The organism is Microbacterium timonense (assembly GCF_900292075.1).
In the GTDB taxonomy this organism is placed as follows: Bacteria; Actinomycetota; Actinomycetes; order Actinomycetales; family Microbacteriaceae; genus Microbacterium; species Microbacterium timonense.
In genome coordinates this window covers 359,646-378,551 of the sequence record NZ_OLMV01000002.1, presented here as the reverse complement: position 1 = coordinate 378,551, position 18,906 = coordinate 359,646, and the positions used below count along the sequence as shown (strand labels likewise).

General features: G+C 70.5%; 17 protein-coding genes. 7 read left to right on the top strand and 10 right to left on the bottom strand.

All coding sequences use genetic code 11. The features are described from left to right. Nucleotides 1-33: 33 nt before the first annotated feature. Nucleotides 34-1,092, top strand: coding sequence for an ion transporter (locus tag C9992_RS07640; RefSeq protein WP_235008105.1), 1,059 nt, complete (start codon nucleotides 34-36; stop codon nucleotides 1,090-1,092). On the opposite strand, the gene C9992_RS07635 is transcribed toward C9992_RS07640, so the two are convergent. Then, nucleotides 1,089-2,354 carry an MFS transporter gene (locus C9992_RS07635; protein WP_106814986.1) on the bottom strand — a complete coding sequence of 422 codons (1,266 nt, stop codon included), beginning with the start codon at nucleotides 2,352-2,354 and terminating at the stop codon, nucleotides 1,089-1,091. The genes C9992_RS07640 and C9992_RS07635 overlap by 4 nt on opposite strands. A 284-nt stretch (nucleotides 2,355-2,638) precedes the next feature. Beyond that, a complete protein-coding gene (locus tag C9992_RS07630) occupies nucleotides 2,639-3,631 on the bottom strand; it encodes an ArsR/SmtB family transcription factor (RefSeq protein ID WP_106814985.1) in 993 nt (330 codons plus the stop codon). 45 nt (nucleotides 3,632-3,676) lie between these two features. Between C9992_RS07630 and C9992_RS07625 the strand changes: the two genes are divergently transcribed. Further along, a complete protein-coding gene (locus C9992_RS07625) occupies nucleotides 3,677-4,054 on the top strand; it encodes a cupin domain-containing protein (RefSeq protein WP_106814984.1) in 378 nt (125 codons plus the stop codon). Nucleotides 4,055-4,064: 10 nt separating this feature from the next. Next, complete coding sequence (locus tag C9992_RS07620) at nucleotides 4,065-4,355, top strand: DUF4287 domain-containing protein (RefSeq protein ID WP_106814983.1); 291 nt, start codon at nucleotides 4,065-4,067, stop codon at nucleotides 4,353-4,355. A 95-nt stretch (nucleotides 4,356-4,450) separates the two neighbouring features. Here C9992_RS07620 and C9992_RS07615 read toward each other — a convergent pair whose 3' ends face one another. The 8 genes from C9992_RS07615 to C9992_RS07580 form a co-directional block, all read right to left on the bottom strand. Beyond that, nucleotides 4,451-5,050 carry a DnaJ family domain-containing protein gene (locus C9992_RS07615; RefSeq protein ID WP_106814982.1) on the bottom strand — a complete coding sequence of 200 codons (600 nt, stop codon included), beginning with the start codon at nucleotides 5,048-5,050 and terminating at the stop codon, nucleotides 4,451-4,453. After that, on the bottom strand, nucleotides 5,047-5,898 hold the full coding sequence (locus C9992_RS07610) for an NAD-dependent epimerase/dehydratase family protein (protein WP_106814981.1): 852 nt from the start codon (nucleotides 5,896-5,898) through the stop codon (nucleotides 5,047-5,049). The genes C9992_RS07615 and C9992_RS07610 overlap by 4 nt, the downstream gene beginning before the upstream one ends. A gap of 57 nt (nucleotides 5,899-5,955) precedes the next feature. Beyond that, the gene (locus tag C9992_RS07605; RefSeq protein ID WP_106814980.1) at nucleotides 5,956-6,990 is read right to left on the bottom strand and encodes a LacI family DNA-binding transcriptional regulator; all 1,035 of its coding nucleotides are present in this window, start codon (nucleotides 6,988-6,990) and stop codon (nucleotides 5,956-5,958) included. Continuing rightward, nucleotides 6,983-8,500, bottom strand: a complete 1,518-nt coding sequence (locus C9992_RS07600; RefSeq protein WP_106814979.1) for a sugar ABC transporter ATP-binding protein — start codon at nucleotides 8,498-8,500, stop codon at nucleotides 6,983-6,985. The genes C9992_RS07605 and C9992_RS07600 overlap by 8 nt, the downstream gene beginning before the upstream one ends. Before the next feature lie 60 nt (nucleotides 8,501-8,560). Then, complete coding sequence (locus C9992_RS07595) at nucleotides 8,561-9,583, bottom strand: ABC transporter permease subunit (protein WP_106814978.1); 1,023 nt, start codon at nucleotides 9,581-9,583, stop codon at nucleotides 8,561-8,563. Beyond that, entirely contained in the window at nucleotides 9,580-10,629 is a 1,050-nt protein-coding gene (locus C9992_RS07590) for an ABC transporter permease (RefSeq protein WP_106814977.1), read from the bottom strand. Before C9992_RS07590 ends, C9992_RS07595 begins: the two co-directional genes overlap by 4 nt. After that, nucleotides 10,626-12,161 carry a sugar ABC transporter ATP-binding protein gene (locus C9992_RS07585; protein WP_106814976.1) on the bottom strand — a complete coding sequence of 512 codons (1,536 nt, stop codon included), beginning with the start codon at nucleotides 12,159-12,161 and terminating at the stop codon, nucleotides 10,626-10,628. Before C9992_RS07585 ends, C9992_RS07590 begins: the two co-directional genes overlap by 4 nt. 92 nt (nucleotides 12,162-12,253) lie before the next feature. Next, entirely contained in the window at nucleotides 12,254-13,246 is a 993-nt protein-coding gene (locus C9992_RS07580) for an ABC transporter substrate-binding protein (RefSeq protein ID WP_106814975.1), read from the bottom strand. Nucleotides 13,247-13,559: 313 nt separating this feature from the next. Here C9992_RS07580 and C9992_RS07575 point away from each other — a divergent pair, with 313 nt between their 5' ends. The 4 genes from C9992_RS07575 (at nucleotide 13,560) to araA (ending at nucleotide 18,861) form a co-directional block, all read left to right on the top strand. Beyond that, complete coding sequence (locus C9992_RS07575; protein ID WP_106814974.1) at nucleotides 13,560-14,561, top strand: LacI family DNA-binding transcriptional regulator; 1,002 nt, start codon at nucleotides 13,560-13,562, stop codon at nucleotides 14,559-14,561. 292 nt (nucleotides 14,562-14,853) lie between these two features. Continuing rightward, nucleotides 14,854-15,615 (top strand): L-ribulose-5-phosphate 4-epimerase, encoded by a 762-nt coding sequence (locus tag C9992_RS07570; RefSeq protein WP_106814973.1) that lies wholly within the window; start codon nucleotides 14,854-14,856, stop codon nucleotides 15,613-15,615. Further along, nucleotides 15,612-17,225, top strand: a complete 1,614-nt coding sequence (locus C9992_RS07565) for a xylulokinase (protein ID WP_106814972.1) — start codon at nucleotides 15,612-15,614, stop codon at nucleotides 17,223-17,225. The genes C9992_RS07570 and C9992_RS07565 overlap by 4 nt, the downstream gene beginning before the upstream one ends. 124 nt (nucleotides 17,226-17,349) lie before the next feature. After that, nucleotides 17,350-18,861 carry an L-arabinose isomerase gene (araA, locus tag C9992_RS07560; protein ID WP_106814971.1) on the top strand — a complete coding sequence of 504 codons (1,512 nt, stop codon included), beginning with the start codon at nucleotides 17,350-17,352 and terminating at the stop codon, nucleotides 18,859-18,861. Nucleotides 18,862-18,906 lie beyond the last annotated feature (45 nt).

The window sequence follows — 18,906 nt, the reverse complement described above, 5'->3', positions numbered from 1 at the left end:
TCGCCCCCGCCATCCGAGTCGGAGGAGCCGGCCATGGCCAGAATGCGCGCGCGGGCGAGGGCCCGTTCGGAGCTGAAGAACACCGCGTACGAGATCTTCATCGGCATCCTGTCGATCCTGTCGATCTTCAATCTCGTGCTGATGTACGTGTTCGCGTCGGATCCGCCGCTCCAGCTGATCCTGTCGGTCATGAACGGCTTGTTCAGCGGCATCTTCCTGGCCGACTTCCTGTATCGCCTCTTCACGGCGGAATCGGCGGCCGGCTACTTCTTCCGCGGTTTCGGGTGGGCCGACCTGCTGGCCAGTCTCCCGTTCGCCCAGCTGAAGGTGCTGCGCGTCTTCCGCGTTCTGCGCGTCTTCCGGCTGCTGCGCGAAGTCGGCCCGCGCGCGATCGTGACCACCCTGGTGCACGACCGGGCCAACAGCGCGCTCATGACCCTGCTGCTGTTCGGTGTGCTCGTGCTGCAGTTCGGCAGCCTCGCGATGCTCGCTGTCGAGGAGCACGCGGACGGCGCCAACATCACGACAGCCTCCGACGCCCTCTGGTACACGATCGTGACGATCTCGACCGTCGGCTACGGTGATCGCTATCCGGTGACCAACGCCGGGCGCTTGATCGGGACCCTCATCATCGTGGTGGGGGTGGGCATCTTCGGCACCTTCACCGGGTATCTCGCCAACCTCTTCCTCGGCCCGAGGAAGGGCGAGCGGGGTGAGGCGACGACGGATGCCGCGCCCGTGGGTGAGGGCCCGTCGACAGACGACCCACCAGCCGCGCGGCGGCGCCGTCGGCACGTCGCCGACGCCACGGCGAAAGGCGTCGCCGCCGGGGGAGTGGCAGGTGCTGTCGGGGCCGGGGCTGCGGCGTCCGAAGCCGGACCGGGGCCGGCCGCTCACGATTCCGCCTCAAACGGCTCGGCCGTTCATGACGCAGCCACGCCCGGCTCGGCCGTCGACGGTTCGCCCGCGGGCGACGTCGGCACGGGGGCACCCGCGGCGGATGACACCGCAGCGCGCGTGCGCGAGCTGCTCGAGCAGTCGGAGGAGGCCATGGCCGAGGTGCGCCGGCTGCTGGCCGGGACCGTCACCTAGACCGGCGCGCGACCCGGTGTGCGCGACGCGATCGCGTTCCAGATGCCGGCCGCCAGCACGACCGCGGCTGCGAGCAGCGGTGCGACGAGAGCGGCGCCCGCGCCCGCGGTCTCGCCGACGATCCCGGTGAGCGCAGAAGCTCCCGACTGGCCGACCACGACCGCCGAGCCCAGCATGGTCATGACGGTGGCGGACCGCCCATGCGGGGAGAAGCCCGCCGCGAGGCTGTACTGCGTGACGAGGGTCGGGCCGATGCCGACCCCGATCACGAGGAGGCAGACCGCGATGGCGCCGACGCTGTCGACGAACGGCAGGGCGACGGCGCCCGCGGTGAGGATCGCCGCGAAGGTGAGCCACCGTGCGGCGAGGCTGAACCGGGCGGGGAACAGCGCGACGCCCAGCGCCAGCGCGGCCGAGCCGATGCCCATCGCCCCGTACACGAGCCCGGCCTGCTCCGGAACCCCGCGCTCGGCCATGAACGCCGTGAGGGAGGTCAGCATGGCGCCGAAGAACAAGCCCATGCCGAGCGCGCCGAGCGTGGGGGCGAGCACCCCGGACCGAAGCAGCTGCCGTGCCGGCGCCTGATCGGGCCGAGTCGATCGATCGGATGCCGCTGCCGCGCTCGCCGTCGGATGCAGGGCGAAGGCGGTCACGAACACGAGTGCGAGGACGGCGGCTCCGATCACCGGTGCGGCGGGGCTCATGGTGGTGGCGAGGAGTCCCACGATCACCGGTCCGAACACGAAGACGATCTCGTCCGCCGCGGACTCGTACGCCATCGCGCCGTTGACCACGCGCGTTTGGCGGTCCTCCGGGTATGTCCGGCCGATGATGCCGACCAGGCGCGTGCGCGAGAGCGGGGCCACCTGGGGCATCGACGCTCCGATGAAGAACGCGACGGCCAAGAGCGCGGCATCCGGTACCGCGGCGAACGCGAGCCAGGCCATGGCGACCAGGAGCAGGCTGTTGATCGTGCCGGCGAACAGCAGCACGCGACGCTGGCCGAGGCGGTCGGCAGCCGCGCCGAGGAGAGGGCCGATCAGAGCCGTTCCCAGCCCCGTCATGGCGCTGGTGGCACCGCCGAGCGCGAGCGAGCCGCGCGCCGAGACGACGAGGGTGAGGATGCCGACGACCATCATCGCGAACGGCAGGCGGGCGATCAGCGCGATGGGGAAGTAGCCGTACCCGGCCTCGCGGATGAGACTCGGCCGCGGCGTCGTGCGGCGCGCAGCGGTGTCGGTGTCGACGGCGGTTGTGTGCATCTTCTCTCCAGGCCGTCCGCCGGGGGTCGGCGGCGAATGGTGCCGCCTTGTCGGCAGCCGGAGCCGCTGACAGGTAGATGCACATCGAAATGGGCGGCCCCAGCATACCCGACGTCACCTGTGCGGCCCCTGGCCGCGAGCTCGCGGGTGCGCCGGTCCGCGGCTCGGCGACCGCACGGCTTGTTGACGAATGCACGGGTCTTGCGCGCAGCTACCTCGTGCACTCGCCGCGATCTCGTGCACTCGCGGCGACCCCGTGCACTTGTGCAGCGGGCGGGTGCGGGTCAGAGGACCGCGCCGACCATCGCCTCTCCGAGCGGCGTTCGGCGGTGCAGCATCCGGGTCCCCTCGCGCGTGCTCGCGACCAGCCCGGCGTCACGGAGCACGGTCAGGTGGTGAGACGCGGTCGAGATCGCCAGCTCGGTGTCTCGTGCCACCTGTGAGGTGGTGCGCGGTTCGTGCGCCTCGAGGAGGATGCGCGCCCGCGCCGGCCCGAGGAGCGCGCCGAGGGCGGTCATGACATTGGCCGGGTCGCGAGCCCACGACGCCGTCACGCCTTGGGCGGGGTAGAAGAGCGTCGGCTGCGCCGGCGGCTCGGTGAGGACGTTGCAGCCGGTGGAGCCCATCACCGACGGCACGAGCACGAGTCCGCTGCCTCGGCAGTCGACGACCTCGCTCCAGATGCGCATCGTCACGCGGACCGCGCCGTCCTCCCACGCGACGCGTTCGTGCAATGTCTGGATCATTGCGCCGATGCCGCTCTCGGCGATGCGCCGCGATCGCACCGCGATGTCCGCGCGCAGCAGGCGTTCGAGCTGCGTCCACACCGGTGCGATCGCGGCGTTCCATACGCCCAGCCAGGCGTCGGCGATCATCGCTCGCGCACGGTCGGGGTGATCGAGCATCCGCTGCACCGCCGTCCGCCGCGCCTGTCCCTCCGTCCGCACGAGCACTTTGGTCATGTCCACCTGGAATCGGGCGTCGTCGATGTCGCGCAGCCTCTCGCCCTCTGCCTCGGGCGTCAGCTCCCACGTCGGCGTCGTGGTGAGGAAGTCGGGGAAGTAGCCGTCCTCCCGGATGAGCAGCGCAAGCACGTCGAAGTCCGCGCGGGGGATCGAGCCCCTGGCCGAACGCATCCATCCCCACTGCAGGGGAAAGAGGTCGGGCCGCTGAAGAGCCCGCACGGCATGGCACAGTTCGTGCCCGGGCGAGACGCCGAAGCGGATGGCGGTGAGATCGTCGGGGGCGAGCCGGAAGTCGACGTACTTTCGATCCACATCGAAACTGTAGGGGGACGGATGCCGCGGCGAAAGGCTGTGATCATGAACACCGCCACCATCGTCCCCGCGGCCGAGCTGGTCATCGGCAGCGGCCGCACCCGTCGCTTCATCGGCGCCGAGCACGGCGCGGGCGTGTCCTACTTCTTCGTCGACAACGAGCCCGGCCAAGGCCCCGACATCCACCGCCATCCGTATCCCGAGACGTGGGTGCTCCTCGAGGGTGAGGCCCGCATCACGATCGACGACGTCGTGCTCCACGCCGTGGCCGGTGACACGGCCACCGCTCCGGCCGGCGCCTGGCACGGGTTCAAGAACTGCGGCACCGGCGGCCTTCGCATCCTGTGCATCCACGCGTCGGACCGCATCATCCAGGAGTGGCAGGATGCTCCAGGAGTGCTCGACATCCCCACCAGCCACTGAGAGGACGGATATGTCGTTCCAGGCATACCTCGACAACATCGAGGCCAAGACCGGGCTCACCCCGCGCCAGCTCATCGAGAAGGCGCACGAGAAGGGCTTCGACGAGCACACCAAGGCGACGCCGATCGTCCAGTGGTTGGCCGCCGACTACGGGCTGGGGCGCGGACACGCGATGGCGATCGTGCACGTGATCACGAAGGGTCCGCAGATCAGCGACAAGCACGTCGGAACCGATACCACGCACTCCGACCCGTCGAACATGCTGTGGCTCGACGGCAAGGCGACGAACCCGAACGGCTGAGTCAGAGCGCACTCCCGTTTGGGGCGCGTCGTGTGCGTGCGGGGCGCACGCCGCACGCCCCGAACGCGCGGAACGCGCCCCAAACCCGTGAGAGGTCAGCGGCGTCCACGCCGGCGCCACCACGGACGGCGGCGGGAGGCGGCATCCGACTCATCCTGCGCGCGCGTCGCGGCGAGCCGATCGTCGCGTCGTGCGCGCCACGCCAGGACCTCGGCCTCGACGTCGCGTGTGGGGGTGACCACGGGCGGGCCGCCCAGGAGCTGCCGGCGCGCCTCGATCACGCGGCGGTTGAAGTCCTCCACGGCGTCGCGCACGTCCTCCTCGCGGGGCAGCTCGTCCAGCCGCTGCTCGAGCTCTGCGCTCTCGACGCGCAGCGTGAGCGCCGGAGGCCCCAGGCCGGTCAGCTGCTCGGTCTCGATCTTGCGGCGGATCCACCAGTCCGGGTCGTGACTCTCGCCGAGCCCGGGGATGGGCTTGCCGGCACCGGGCAGGTCGTCGAACTCTCCCCGGCGGATCGCCTGCTGGATCGCGGTCTCGACCACTGCCGCGCGGTCCGCGGCCGAGTACGCGCGCGCCTGCGTCGGATTCGCGCCGGCCGCGGCATCCTCGTTCTCGCCCTCGGGCGCGAGGCCCTGCTCACGCTGCCACTTCTCGGAGCGGTAGCGCTCGGCCTTCTCGCGCGGGTCTTCGCTCACCCGGCCTCCACGTGGTCCCGCCACGAGTGCCGCGGCTCGTAGCCGAGGATGCGGCGGGCCTTGTCGATGGAAAGCAGGGTGTCGTGCTCGCCGAACTCACGCGTCTGCACGCCGGGGAAGACCTCGGCCACGAGCTCGGCGTTGGGCCGCGACATCACGGTGTCGGCGGCGGCGATGATGTACGTCTCGAAGCCGATGGGCGCCACCTCCAGGGCGCGCTGCACCGCCTGGGCGCCGTCGCGCGCGTCGATGTAGCCCCACAGGTTCCACTTGCGGGCGGTCGCGTCGTGGTCGTACGACGGGAAGGCCTCGTAGTCCTCGGGGACCATGACGTTCGAGAAGCGGAACGCGGTGATCGACAGGTCGGGGTGCCAGCGCACGAGCTCGACGGCCATCCGCTCCTCGAGGGTCTTCACGAGCGAATACACCGACTCGGGGCGCGGCGGGTACTCCTCGTCGACCGGGATGTACGGCGGGGGCACGTCGAAGGGCAGGCCGAGCACCGTCTCGCTGGACGCGTAGACGATGCGACGGATGCCGAGCCGCGCCGCCGCCCAGAACACGTTGAAGGTCGCCGTCATGTTGTTGTGGAAGGTGGCGACATCGGAGCGGATGCCGGGCGCCGGGATCGCGCCGAGGTGCACGACCGCGTCGAATCCGTCGTGACGGTCGTTGACCGCGGCGAGGGCGTCGACGACCTGGCCGTAGTCGGTGAGATCCACCTGGACGAAGTCGGGACCCCGCGTGCCGACCACGTCGAGGCCGATGACCTCGTAGCCGTTCGCGCGCAGTTCGCGGGCGACGACGGAACCGAGCTTTCCGGAGGAACCGGTGAGGGCGATGCGCATGACACAACCCTGCCACGAACGCGATCCCCCCGGACCCGGGCCCCGGTCCGCTCGGCGTCAGGAGCCGACGGCGCGCGTGGACTGCCGGACGATCAGGTGCGTGGGAAGCGGCGTGTCCTCGGTGATGCTGTCGGGCTCCTCGACGGCGATCAGCACTTTCTGCATGATGAGCTCGCCGAGGGTGCCGAAGTCCTGGCGCACGGTGGTGAGCGGCGGGTAGAGGTACCCCGCCTCGGGTACGTCGTCGAAGCCGACCACGCTGACGTCCTCGGGCACGCGCAGGCCGCGCTCGCGCAGCGCCGACATCACGCCGATCGCCATGTGGTCGTTCCCGACGAAGACGGCCTGACCCGCGTCGATGTCGAGCTCGAGGCCGACCCGGTGGCCGCTGGCGGCCGACCAGTCGCCGTGCTGCGGCTCCACGATCTCGAGCCGGCGCTCTGCCAGCTCGTCGCGCCAGCCGCGGATCCGTTCCAGCGCATCGGGAGCGCGCGTCGGCCCGGCCAGGTGCAGGATCCTGGTGTGGCCGAGTTCGGCGAGGTGACGCACCGCCGACCGCGCACCGCGGTACTGATCGATCGACACGATGTGCGGGCTTCTCCGGGCGGCCGACGTCGCGGCGACGAGCGGGATGCCGAGGTCCAGCCCCCGCACGACCTCGAGCACGCCGATGTCGACGACGATGAGCACGATCGCATCCACCCGCTGGCGCAGGAGCCCCTCGACCACCGCCTTGATCCCGGCCGGGTCGGGGTCCACGGCGCTCACGGTGTCGACGCTGTAGCGCGCCGCGCGTGCGGCGAAGTTGAAATGGGTCGCGATCGAGGTCGGACCGAAGTCCGGGACGCCCGGCGTCACCAGGCCGATCGTGCGCGTGCGACGGGTGACGAGAGCACGGGCGGCAGGCGAGGGACTGTACCTCAGCTGTGCGATGGCCTGCTCGACGCGTGCCCTGGTGGCGGGGCGGACGTTGGGCAGATCGTTGATCACCCTCGACACCGTCTGGTGCGAGACTCCCGCCAGGCGGGCGACGTCGAAGATGTTCGCGGCGCGCGTCGACCCGTCCTCGGCGGTCACACGAGGCTCACTCATCGAGCTCCTCGGGTCGGGCGACCAGCGCGAGGAGCGAGTCCACCGTGAGCGAGTCGGAGGGGAGGGTCTGGACGATGCGGCCGTCGCGGAGGATCGCCACCCGGTGGCCGACCCGCAGCACCTCCTCGAGTTCGGCGGAGATGAACATCACCGACAGCCCGTTCGCGGCCATCTCGCCGACGAGGTTCTGGATCTCGACCTTCGCCCCCACGTCGATTCCGCGCGTGGGCTCATCCAGGACGAGCACCCGCGGCGAAAGGGCGAGCAGCCGGGCGAGCAGCACCTTCTGCTGGTTGCCGCCCGATAGAGTGCCGGCGGGGCGGTCGAGGTCGGGGGGACGGATGCCGAGGGCCTCGACCCAGCTCGCGGCGAGCTCGCGCTGTCGCGCCGGGGGGATGCGACGGAGGATGCCGCGATCAGCCTGCAGCGCGAGGGTGATGTTCTCCAGCACGCTGAGCTCGCTGATGATGCCCTCGCTCCGGCGATTCTCGGACGAATACACCACCCCGAGCGAGATCGCCGAACGCGGACTGGCGGGCGTCCGGCTCGACCCCTCGATCCGGATGACTCCGCTGTCGAGGCGATCGATCCCCGTGACGGCGCGGGCGAGCTCGGTGCGCCCGGACCCGAGCAGGCCCGCCACGCCGAGCACCTCACCCTCGCGCAGGTCGACGTCCGCGTCGCGGATGCCCGATCCCGCGGTGACGCCGCGCGCCGTGAGCGCCGGGCGACCCTCGTCCACCGCATCCTCCCCGCGCGGGGACGCGGTGAGTGCTGCCGCGCTGCGTCCGAGCATCGCCTGCACCAGCTCGATGCGCAGAAGCTCACGGATGAGGTACTCGCCGATCAGCTTTCCGTCGCGCAGCACCGTGACCCGATCGCACAGCTCGTACACCTGGTCCAGGAAGTGCGAGACGAAGAGGATCGCGACGCCCCGCTGCTTGAGGTCGCGCACGACGCGGAACAGCTCGGCCACCTCGTCCAGATCCAGGCTCGACGTCGGCTCGTCGAGCACCAGCACCCGTACGTCCGTCGAGATCGCGCGGGCGATCGCCACCAGCTGCTGCACGGCCAGCGAATGCGTGCCCAGGCGGGACGCCGGGTCGATGTCGAGTCCGAGGTCGGCGAGCACCTCCTGCGCCTGCAGGCGCATGCGCCGCCAATCGATCGCCCCGGCACGCCGGGGTTCGCGCCCGAGCGCGATGTTCTCGGCGACGGAGACGTTGGGCAGGAGATCGATCTCCTGGTAGACCGTGCTGATCCCGGCACGCTGTGCGTCGTGCGGGGAGCTGAAGCGCATCACCTCACCACCGAGCGTCAGCACCCCCGCGTCCAGCGGGAGTGCGCCGGTGATCGCCCGGATCAGCGTCGACTTGCCGGCGCCGTTCTCGCCCATGAGCGAATGGACCTCGCCGGGGAACAGGCGGAAATCGACGTCGTCGATGGCGGCATCCGCTCCGAAGCGCACCGTCGCCCCGGACAGCTGCAGCAGCGGCCGCGCCTGGTCCATCAGGCCATTATCCCGATGGACCGGGGCGCGACCGGTGCGTGCGGACGTGGTGTCGCCGTCCTATCTGCGCCGCTGGGAGCGCGCCACGATCACGCGCTGCACGACGATGAACAGCAGCAGGAGCGCTCCGACGATGATCTGCGTCCAGGCCTGCTCGGCTCCCATGAAGGAGATGATCTTCTTGATGGTGCCGTACACGAGCACGCCGACGAGCGAGCCGAGCACGTACCCGGTGCCGCCGGTGAGCAGCGTGCCGCCGATCACGACGGCCGCGATGGCGTCCAGCTCGGTGCCGATGCCGTTGCGTGGATAGCCCGCCCCGGAGTAGGCGGTCAGCAGGAGTCCTGCCAGGCCCCCGCACAGGCCGCTGATGACGTATACGGCGATCTTCGTGCGTGCCACGCTCAGGCCCATCAGGCGTGCGGACTGCTCGTTGCCGCCGACGGCATAGACGGTGCGGCCGAACCGGGTCCACAGCAGCACCACGAAGGCGATCGCCACCGAAAGGAGCGCGATGATGCCGGTCGGCGTGATGTACCAGCCGGCGACGCTGAACCGCGTGCGCTGCAGCCAGAGCACGACGGGGTCCTCGACGCGAATGGACGACAGGCTCACGACGAAGGCGAGCCCGCGCGCCAGGAACAGGCCTGCCAGCGACGCGATGAACGGTTGGACCGCGAAGTACTGCACGAGGATGCCGATCAGCAGGCCGATCGCCGCCCCGGCGACGAGCATCACCGGGATGGCCACGACGGCGGGCACGCCCTGGGAGAGCAGGCTCGCGCCGAGGATCCCGGTGAACGCCATGACCGAACCGACGGACAGGTCGATGCCCCCGGTGAGGATCACGAAGGTGAGGCCGACCGCGAGGACGACGAGGTAGGCGTTGTCCAGCAGCAGGGCCGAGATGTTCCCCGGCGTGAGGAACCGCGGGAACCGGGCCTGCGCTCCGATGAGCAGCACCACGAGGATCGCCACCGCGGCGAAGGTGGGCATGAGTGCGGCGTGGCGGCTCAGGAACGTCGCATAGCGGCTGGTGGTCTTGGCCGCCGGCCGAGCGACCGTCGAGAGGCTGGTGGTCATGACGTCACCCCCACGCGGGTCTCGGCATCCGATCGATTCCGGGTGCGAGCGGACCGTAGCGCGCTGCGTGCCCAGCGGTGCAGACGGGGCGACTGCACCAGGACGACGACGATCACGACGATCGCGAAGAAGACGGGGCTCTGTGCCGACGGCACACCGAGGAACAGGATGGTGGCCTCCAGGGTCTGGATCGTGAGCACGCCCACGACGGTTCCTGCGATGGTGAACTTTCCTCCCATGAGCGACGTCCCGCCGAGGACGACCGCGAGGATCGCGTACAGCTCGATGAAGAGCCCGGCCGCGTTCGCATCCGCAGCGCGGATGTTCGAGCTGTAGATGATGCCGGCGATGCCCGCCAGCAGCCCGCTGGCCAGGTATGCGCCGAAGACGATTCCGCGGGCACGGACTCCCGCGAGCCGGCTCGCCTCGGGGTTGATGCCGACGGCCTCGGTGAGCATGCCCAGGGCCGTGCGGCGCTCGAACAGAGCGATCACGGCCACCGCCACCACCCAGATGAGGAAGGCGAACGGCAGCGCCACCAGGTAGCCGGTGGCGATGAACTCGTAGGGCTCGCTGTTGACGGTGGTGATGAACCCCTCGGTGATCAGGAGGGCCACTCCGCGCCCGGCGAGCATCAGCACCAACGTCGCGATGATCGGCTGGATGCCCACCACGGCCACGAGGAATCCGTTCCAGGCGCCGAGCACCAGCGACACGGCGAGCGCGACCGCGAGGGCGGTCAGCACGGTACCCAGGTTCCCGGGATCGGGCGAGCCGTCGATGATCGTCAGGGCGACGGCTCCCGAGACCGCCATGATGGCGCCCACCGACAGGTCGATGCCGCGGGTGGCGATGACGATCGTCATGCCCAGCGCCACGAGCATCAGCGGCGCGCTGTTGCGGAGGATGTCGATGAGCGCGCCGTACAGTTCGCCGTTGCGCACGGTGACCACGATGAACTGCGGGCGGGCGATGGTGTTGATCGCGATGAGCGCCAGTAGCGCGACGACCGGCCAGAACAGCCGATGCCTGACGACGTTCTTCATGCGACGCTCTCTTCCGGCTGGTTGGCGATGTAGTCGATGAGCCCATCGAAGTCGATCGCGCTCGAATCCACCTCGCCGACCTTCCGTCGATCGCGCATCACGACGATCCGCTGCGCGATGCGGACAACCTCCTCCAACTCGGACGAGATGAAGATGACCGACAGGCCGCGCGCGCTGAGCTCGGCGACCTTGCGCTGGATGTCGGCCTTGGCGCCGACGTCGATGCCGCGGGTGGGCTCGTCGAGGATGAGCAGCTCGGGCGCGGTCGCCAGCCAACGGGCGAGAAGCACCTTCTGCTGATTGCCGCCGGACAGGTTGCCGGCCGGCATGCCGGGGTCGGCGGGGCGCACGCCCAGAGCGGCGATGTACTCGGCGACGATCGCGTCCTTCTCGCCCTTCGGGATCGGACGCATCGCGCCGCGACGGGCCTGGATGCCGAGGACGATGTTCTCGGCGACGCTGAGGTCGGCGACGATGCCTTCGGAGCGGCGGTTCTCCGACGAGAACGCGATCCGGTTCTCGATCGCCCGTCGCGGCGAGGAGTGCTTGGCCGGACGACCGCTCACCTGGATGTCACCGGACTCCGCCCGGTCGGCGCCGTAGAGCAGGCGGACGAGCTCTGTGCGGCCGGAGCCGAGCAGCCCGGCGACACCGACGACCTCTCCCTCGTACACCTGGACGTCGACAGGCTCGAGCACACCACGCCTGCCGACCCCCTGTGCCTGCAGCACGGGTGTCCCGGTCCGGTCGATCGGCCGGTCGGCGACCGTGGCGAGCGCGCTCAGCTCGTCGAGCTCGCGGCCGATCATCTTCGTCACGAGCTCGCCGCGGGGGAGATCGCTCAACAGGTACTCGCCCACCAGCCGGCCGTTGCGCAGCACGGTGACGCGGTCGGAGATCTCATAGATCTGATCGAGGAAATGGCTCACGAAGAGGATCGCGACGCCTTTGTCGCGCAGGTCGCGTATGACCGCGAAGAGGCGCTCGACTTCTCCGCGGTCGAGGCTGGAGGTGGGCTCGTCGAGGATCAGGACCTTCGCATCGAGCACCATCGCCCGTCCGATCGCGATCAGCTGCTGAATGGCGATCGAGTGGCTGGACAGCGTCGAACGGGTGTCGATGGTCAGCCCGAGACTGCCGAGGTGCTCACCGGCGAGGCGGTGGACGGCGTTCCAGTCGATGCCGGCGGCCGTCCGTGGCTCGTGGCCGAGCATGACGTTCTCGCCGACCGACAGGTTCCCGCACAGGTTCACCTCTTGGTAGACGGTGGAGATGCCGGCTGATTGCGCATCGGCGGTCGTGCTGAACCGCCGAGGACGGCCCGAGACGACGATCTGGCCGTCGTCGACCGGGTAGACGCCGGTGAGTGCCTTGATGAGGGTGGACTTGCCGGCGCCGTTCTCTCCCATGAGCGAGTGCACCTCGCCCGGGCGCAGAGAGAAGTCGACGCCGTCCAGCGCCAGTACGCCGGGGAAACGGATCGTGATGCCGGTCATCTCGACGACCGGGGAGGGGGCGGGCACGGCGGGCATGAAGTCAGCTGCCTTTCGGGTTTCGTCGGCACCGCCGCCGGGGGCTCCCGGCGGCGGCGCCTGCGACCTACCTTGGTACGGATCGATCCGGATCAGTAGGGACGGCTGTCGATGACCTCGGCCGCCTGCTCCTGAGTGAACGACTGGTCCTCCACGTAGACCTTCTTCTCGACGTCCTTGCCGGCGAGCACATCGCGCACCAGCCCGGAGGTGAGCTCGCCCAGAAGCGGGTTGCACTCGACGATGAAGTTGATCTTGCCGTCCACGAGGGCCTGCATCCCGTCCTTGACGGCATCGATCGACACGATCTGGATGTCGACACCTGGCTCGGCCCCGGCCGCCTCGATCGCCTCGATGGCACCCAGCGCCATGTCGTCGTTGTGCGCGTAGACCAGGTCGATCCCGTCGACTCCGTACTTCTGGAGGAAGCCCTCCATCACCGTCTTGCCGCCGTCGCGCGTGAAGTCGCCGGTCTGGGAGTCGATCTTCTCGATCGCCGTGCCTTCCACGGCCTCATCGAAGCCGGCCGCACGGTCGTTCGCCGGAGCCGAACCGGTGGTGCCCTCGAGCACGACCATCTTCGTGGGGGTGTCGCCGAAGGTCTCGGCCGCCCACTCGCCGGCCATCACGCCCTCCTTCTTGAAGTCCAGGCCCACCCAGCTCGCGTAGAGGTCGTCGGAGGCCGACACGGTGCGGTCCTCGAGGATCACCGGGATGCCGGCATCCGCCGCCTCCTGGAGCACGTCGTCCCAGCCGTCCTCCACGATGGGGGCGATGACGATCGCGTCCACGCCCTGGTTGATGAAGTCACGCACGGCGGCGATCTGCGCGGCAGTGTCGTTGTCGGCGGCGTTGAAGATGAGGTCGTATCCGTTCTCGGCGGAGAACGCCTCCTTCATCGACTCGGTGTTCGCCGAGCGCCACCCCGACTCCGAGCCGGTCTGCGCGAAACCGACCGTGATGACATCGTCGCCGCCGCTGCCATCGCCTGCCGCGCCGGCTCCGTTCGATCCGGCGCACCCCGTCGTGGCGAGCCCCAGCCCGGCCAGCAGCGCGAGCCCGGCCAGAAGCGTCTTCTTCCTCATTCCAAAACCTCCTCGTTCTGGTCCGGCATCGCGGCCGGCTCGTTCCCAGCGGACCGCAGCAGCGCGACCCGTTGCTGGGAATGTTAGCCCTCACATTCAGAGCGCGCGCAAGATGTGAGCGGTAACAGTTGCGTAACGCCCCGGGTTCAGGGGCGTCCGGATGCGGCCATGCCACGGCCCTTCCGCGCGGAGGTGAGGGATCACATTCGTGGCGTAGAACTCCTTCCCCGCTTGGGTGGGAGGGGTGCGCGCGGATCGCCGGACGGGTCGGCGTCGCACTCCGGGGCCGGAGGTGATGGATAGGGTGTGCGCCATGGACGAGACGAGACGAGCGCCCGAGGAGGGGCGGCGTGTCGGCGTGCGCGACGTCGCGCGGGCCGCCGGCGTGTCGACCCAGACCGTCTCCCGCGTCCTGAACGACCACCCGAACATCCGCCCCGAGACACGCGATCGCGTGCTCCGCGCGATCACCTCGCTGGGCTACCGGGTCAACAACGCCGCGCGCACGCTCGGCACCCGCACCACACGGACCCTCGGGGTCATCGCCTCGGACGCGACCCTGTACGGACCTGCCGTCGGCATCGCAGCGCTCGAGGCGGCGATCCGCGACGCCGGGCGGTGGATCGCTGCCGCCTACGCGGACGCCTCGGCCGAGGCATCCGTCCGCGAGGCCGCCGACCGGTTGCTCGCCCAGGGCGTGGACGGGCTCATCGTGCTGGCTCCGCATGCCGCGACCCTGTCGGCGTTGACCGAGGCGAACCCCGGCACGCCGATCACCGCGCTGCACACCGGACCCGGCGCGGTCCGGCAGGAGCAGGGCGCGGCCCTCGCGATCTCGCACCTCGTCGACCTCGGCCACCGTCGCATCGGCAGGGTGGCCGGTCCTCCGGAGTGGCTCGAGGCGCGCTCGCGGGAAGCCGGCATGGCACGCGCGCTGCGCGAGGCCGGGATCGCCGACGGACCGCTGTGGTCGGGGGACTGGACCGCGGCATCCGGGGCGGCCCTGGCTGCGGACATCGCCGCCCACGTGCAGGCGCCCGGCGGGCCCACTGCGGTCGCCGCCGCCAACGACCAGATGGCGCTCGGCCTCATCGCCGGTCTGCGCGAGCGGGGCCTCGACGTGCCGAACGACGTCAGTGTCGTCGGCTTCGACGACAACCCGGATGCCGCGTACTACCGTCCCGCTCTCACCACGGTCGGCTTGGACCTGCGCGGCGAGGCGCGCCGCGCCGTGGCGGAGGTGCTGGGCGGCCCCGCCGCTGAGGCCGCCCCGCCCCGGCTCGTGGTGCGAGCATCCACCGCGACGCCCCGCTGACCTGCTCGCGCCGCGGGCCTCCCGCGGGCCTCCCGCGGGCCCGCGGGCTCGCGCGCTCCGGGCCTGCCGGCTCGCGCCGCGCGCCGCGCCGGCCTGCCGGCTCGCGCGCTCGGCTCAGGTGTCACGACACGCCGCTACGCTCGGCGCGATACCGCGTGTCGTGACACCCGAACGGATGCGAGGGGCGTCGGTCGCGCGCCCGGAGGTTGGCAACGCGTGATGTTACCGGTAACATCGGGTTCCACGGCTCGCGCGATCAGCCGCGACGACACGAGACCCGACGGAGGACCCCGTGACCAGCCCCGAAGCGGATGCCGCCGCGCCGACGTTCACTCCTGAGGTCGAGGCATCCATCGCCGCGGTCCGTGCCGACGTGGCGAAGCTCCACGGCGAGCTCGTGCGGTACGGACTCGTGGTGTGGACCGGCGGCAATGTGTCGGGCCGGGTGCCCGGGACCGACTTCTTCGTCATCAAGCCCTCGGGCGTCTCGTACGACGACCTGGCGCCCGAGAACATGATCCTGTGTGACCTCGACGGCAACGTCATCCCCGGCACCCCTGGGAGCGAGCGCAGCCCGTCGAGCGACACCGCCGCGCACGCCTACGTGTACCGGCACATGCCCGACGTCGGGGGAGTCGTGCACACCCACTCGACGTTCGCCGTCGCCTGGGCGGCGCGCGGCGAAGAGATCCCCTGCGTCATCACGGCGATGGCCGACGAGTTCGGCGGGCCGATCCCCGTCGGGCCGTTCGCCATCATCGGCGACGACTCCATCGGGCGCGGCATCGTCGAGACCCTGCGCGGGCACCGCTCGCGAGCGGTGCTGATGCAGAACCACGGCCCGTTCACGATCGGGGTGTCGGCGAAGGATGCCGTCAAGGCCGCGGTCATGGTCGAGGATGTCGCCCGCACCGTGCACTACGCGCGAGAGGCTGGCCCCCTCATCCCGATCCCGCAGGACGCCATCGACCGGCTGTACGACCGCTACCAGAACGTCTACGGTCAGTCCTCGGACGAACGCCGCGACGACGCGGCGGGGGGAGGAAGCCGGTGAGCGCCGAAGCGATCCGCGAACAACGAACCGCTCTGGGCATCGAGCTCGGCTCGACGCGCATCAAGGCGTGCCTCGTGGACGCCGACGACCCGGCGACCGTGCTCGCCATCGGCTCGCACGCGTGGGAGAACAAGTACGAGAACGGCCTGTGGACCTACTCCCTCGACGAGGTGTGGGCGGGACTGCAGGCGGCCTATGCCGACCTCGTCGCCGACGTGCAGCGGCGATACGACGTCGTTCCGGAGTCGTTCGGCGCGATCGGGGTGTCGGCCATGATGCACGGCTATCTCGCGTTCGACGAGTCCGGCGAGCTGCTCGCACCGTTCCGCACGTGGCGCAACACCAACACGGGCGCCGCGGCCGCCGAGCTCACCGAGGCGTTCGGCGTGAACATCCCGCTGCGGTGGTCGATCGCGCACCTGCACCAGGTGGTGCTCGACGGCGAGGCGCACGTTCCCGACATCCGGTTCGTCACGACCCTCGCCGGGTATGTCCACTGGAGGCTGACGGGCGAGAAGGTCCTCGGCGTGGGCGATGCCTCGGGCATGTTCCCGATCGATTCGGAGACCGTCGACTACGACGCCGGTCTCCTCTCCACCTACGACACGCTCGCAGCGGGACGCCTGCCCGTGGCGCACGTCGCGGACCTCCTGCCGCGCGTGCTCGCCGCCGGACGACCCGCCGGCACCCTCACCGAGGACGGCGCAGCTCTGCTGGATCCCTCGGGAACCCTGCGCGCCGGCATCCGATTCTGCGCGCCCGAAGGCGACGCGGGCACCGGCATGGTGGCCACGGGCGCGGTGGCGCCGCGCACCGGCAACGTCAGCGCGGGCACCAGCATCTTCGCGATGGTCGTGCTCGAGGGCCCGCTCGCGCAGGTGCACCACGAGCTCGACCTCGTCACGACGCCCTCCGGCGACCCCGTCGCCATGGTGCACTGCAACAACGGCGCCAGCGAGCTCGCCGCGTGGGCGGGGATGTTCGCCCGGTTCGCCGCGGCGGCGGGCGCTCCGCTCAGCGACGACGCGGTGTACGAGACGCTCTTCCGGGAGGCTCTCGACGGGGATGCCGACGGCGGCGGCCTGCTCGCCTACAACCACCTCGCCGGCGAACCGATCGCCGGGTTGACCGAAGGGCGCCCGCTCTTCGTGCGCACTCCCGACAGCCGGCTCACGCTCGCGAACGCCATGCGCGCGCAGCTCTACGGTGTCTTCGGGACGCTCGCCCTGGGCATGCGCGTGCTGGATGAGGAGGGCGTGCGGCTGGATCGGATGTTCGCCCATGGGGGCATGTTCCGCACCGCGGGCGTCGCTCAGCGGTTCCTCGCCGGCGCGTTGGGTGCCCCGGTCTCGGTCGGCGACACCGCATCGGAAGGCGGCGCGTGGGGCATCTCCGTGCTCGCCGCGTACGACCGGGCCGTCAGCGGCGAGGCGGCCGGTGCCGCGGCATCCGGGATCTCACTCGCCGCCTATCTCGACGAGCACGTCTTCGCCGGTGCCGAGATCGCCACCGTCGACCCCGACCCTGCCGACGCCGCCGGCTTCGCCGCGTACCTCGACCGGTATCGCGCCGGCCTGGCCGTCGAAGCCGCCGCCGTCTCCGCTCTCTGACCCTCTCTCACACGAGCATGTCCCGCTTTCTCGCCTTCGTGTCCCACTTTCGGTCGCTCCGGCGGCCCGAAGTGAAGGAAATCGGGACACGGATGCCTCTTCCCCGACGAACGAAGGACCCCCGATGACCCGCACACCCCTGTCCACCTCCCTCGACGGCTACGAGATCTGGTTCGTCACCGGAAGCCAGACCCTCTACGGCGAGGAGACGCTCCGCCAGGTCGCCGAGCAGTCGCAGGCGGTCGCCGCCGGCCTCGACGGGCTTCCCGTCAAGGTCGTCTGGAAGCCGGTGCTCAAGGACTCCGACGCGATCCGCCGCCTCGCCCTCGACGCGAACGCGCGCGACGAGGTCATCGGCGTGATCGCCTGGATGCACACCTTCAGCCCGGCCAAGATGTGGATCGCGGGCCTGGACGCCCTGCAGAAGCCGCTGCTGCACCTGCACACCCAGGCGAACGTCGAGCTGCCGTGGTCCGACATCGACTTCGACTTCATGAACCTCAACCAGGCCGCCCACGGCGACCGCGAGTTCGGATACATCCAGACGCGGCTCGGCGTCGCCCGAAAGACCGTCGTCGGGCACGTCTCGAACCCGGCCGTCCGCCGGCAGGTCGAGGACTGGCAGCGCGCAGCGGCCGGGTGGGCGGCATCCCGTTCCCTCAAGCTCGCCCGCTTCGGTGACAACATGCGGTACGTCGCGGTCACCGAGGGCGACAAGACCGAGGCCGAGCTGCGGTTCGGCGTGCAGGTGAACACGTGGGGCGTGAACGAGCTGGTGGAGGCGGTGGATGCCGCCACCGACGCCGACATCGATGCCCTGGTCGCCGAGTACCTGGATTCGTACGACGTGGCCGCCGAGCTGCGTCCGGGTGCCGAGCGGCATCAGTCGCTGCGCGACGGCGCCGCCATCGAGCTGGGCCTCCGCTCGTTCCTGGAGGAGGGCGGCTTCGGCGCCTTCACGACGTCGTTCGAGGACCTCGGCGCGCTGAAGCAGCTCCCCGGCCTCGCGGTGCAGCGTCTGATGGCCGAGGGGTACGGGTTCGGCGCCGAGGGGGACTGGAAGACCGCGATCCTGGTGCGCATCGCGAACGTGATGGGAGCGGGGCTCCCCGGTGGTGCGAGCCTCATGGAGGACTACACGTACGACCTGGTCGCCGGCGACGAGAAGATCCTCGGGGCGCACATGCTGGAGGTCTCCCCGTCGCTGACCACCGCGAAGCCGCGCCTGGAGGTCCACCCGCTCGGCATCGGCGGCAAGGACGACCCGGTGCGCCTCGTCTTCACGGCAGACCCCGGACCGGCGCTGGTGGTCGCCATGAGCGACATGCGCGACCGCTTCCGGCTCGTCGCGAACGTCGTCGAGAACGTCGAGGCCCCCGACCTGCCCAAGCTTCCGGTGGGGCGCGCCGTGTGGAAGCCGCAGCCCGACTTCGCCACGAGCGCGGCCTGCTGGCTCGCTGCCGGCGCCGCGCACCACACCGTGATGACGACGGCCGTCGGCATCGAGGTGTTCCGCGACTTCGCCGAGATCGCCGGCACGGAGCTCGTCGTCATCGACGAGGACACGACGGTCCGCGGCTTCCAGCGCGAGCTGCGCTGGAACCAGGCCTACTACCGCCTCGCGCAGGGTCTCTAACCCCGTCCCGCGGTCGCCCCACCCTCCTCCCACTTCGGTTTGTGC

Bases quoted from the DNA above. Each gene is read 5' to 3' on its own strand.
- C9992_RS07580 (WP_106814975.1), bottom strand. From the start codon at position 13,246: ATGAGGAAGAAGACGCTTCTGGCCGGGCTCGCGCTGCTGGCCGGGCTG.
- C9992_RS07590 (WP_106814977.1), bottom strand. From the start codon at position 10,629: ATGAAGAACGTCGTCAGGCATCGGCTGTTCTGGCCGGTCGTCGCGCTA.
- C9992_RS07610 (WP_106814981.1), bottom strand. From the start codon at position 5,898: ATGCGCATCGCCCTCACCGGTTCCTCCGGAAAGCTCGGTTCCGTCGTC.
- araA (WP_106814971.1), top strand. From the start codon at position 17,350: ATGACCCGCACACCCCTGTCCACCTCCCTCGACGGCTACGAGATCTGG.
- C9992_RS07585 (WP_106814976.1), bottom strand. From the start codon at position 12,161: ATGCCCGCCGTGCCCGCCCCCTCCCCGGTCGTCGAGATGACCGGCATC.
- C9992_RS07620 (WP_106814983.1), top strand. From the start codon at position 4,065: ATGTCGTTCCAGGCATACCTCGACAACATCGAGGCCAAGACCGGGCTC.
- C9992_RS07635 (WP_106814986.1), bottom strand. From the start codon at position 2,354: ATGCACACAACCGCCGTCGACACCGACACCGCTGCGCGCCGCACGACG.
- C9992_RS07625 (WP_106814984.1), top strand. From the start codon at position 3,677: ATGAACACCGCCACCATCGTCCCCGCGGCCGAGCTGGTCATCGGCAGC.
- C9992_RS07605 (WP_106814980.1), bottom strand. From the start codon at position 6,990: ATGAGTGAGCCTCGTGTGACCGCCGAGGACGGGTCGACGCGCGCCGCG.
- C9992_RS07595 (WP_106814978.1), bottom strand. From the start codon at position 9,583: ATGACCACCAGCCTCTCGACGGTCGCTCGGCCGGCGGCCAAGACCACC.
- C9992_RS07600 (WP_106814979.1), bottom strand. From the start codon at position 8,500: ATGGACCAGGCGCGGCCGCTGCTGCAGCTGTCCGGGGCGACGGTGCGC.
- C9992_RS07575 (WP_106814974.1), top strand. From the start codon at position 13,560: ATGGACGAGACGAGACGAGCGCCCGAGGAGGGGCGGCGTGTCGGCGTG.
- C9992_RS07640 (WP_235008105.1), top strand. From the start codon at position 34: ATGGCCAGAATGCGCGCGCGGGCGAGGGCCCGTTCGGAGCTGAAGAAC.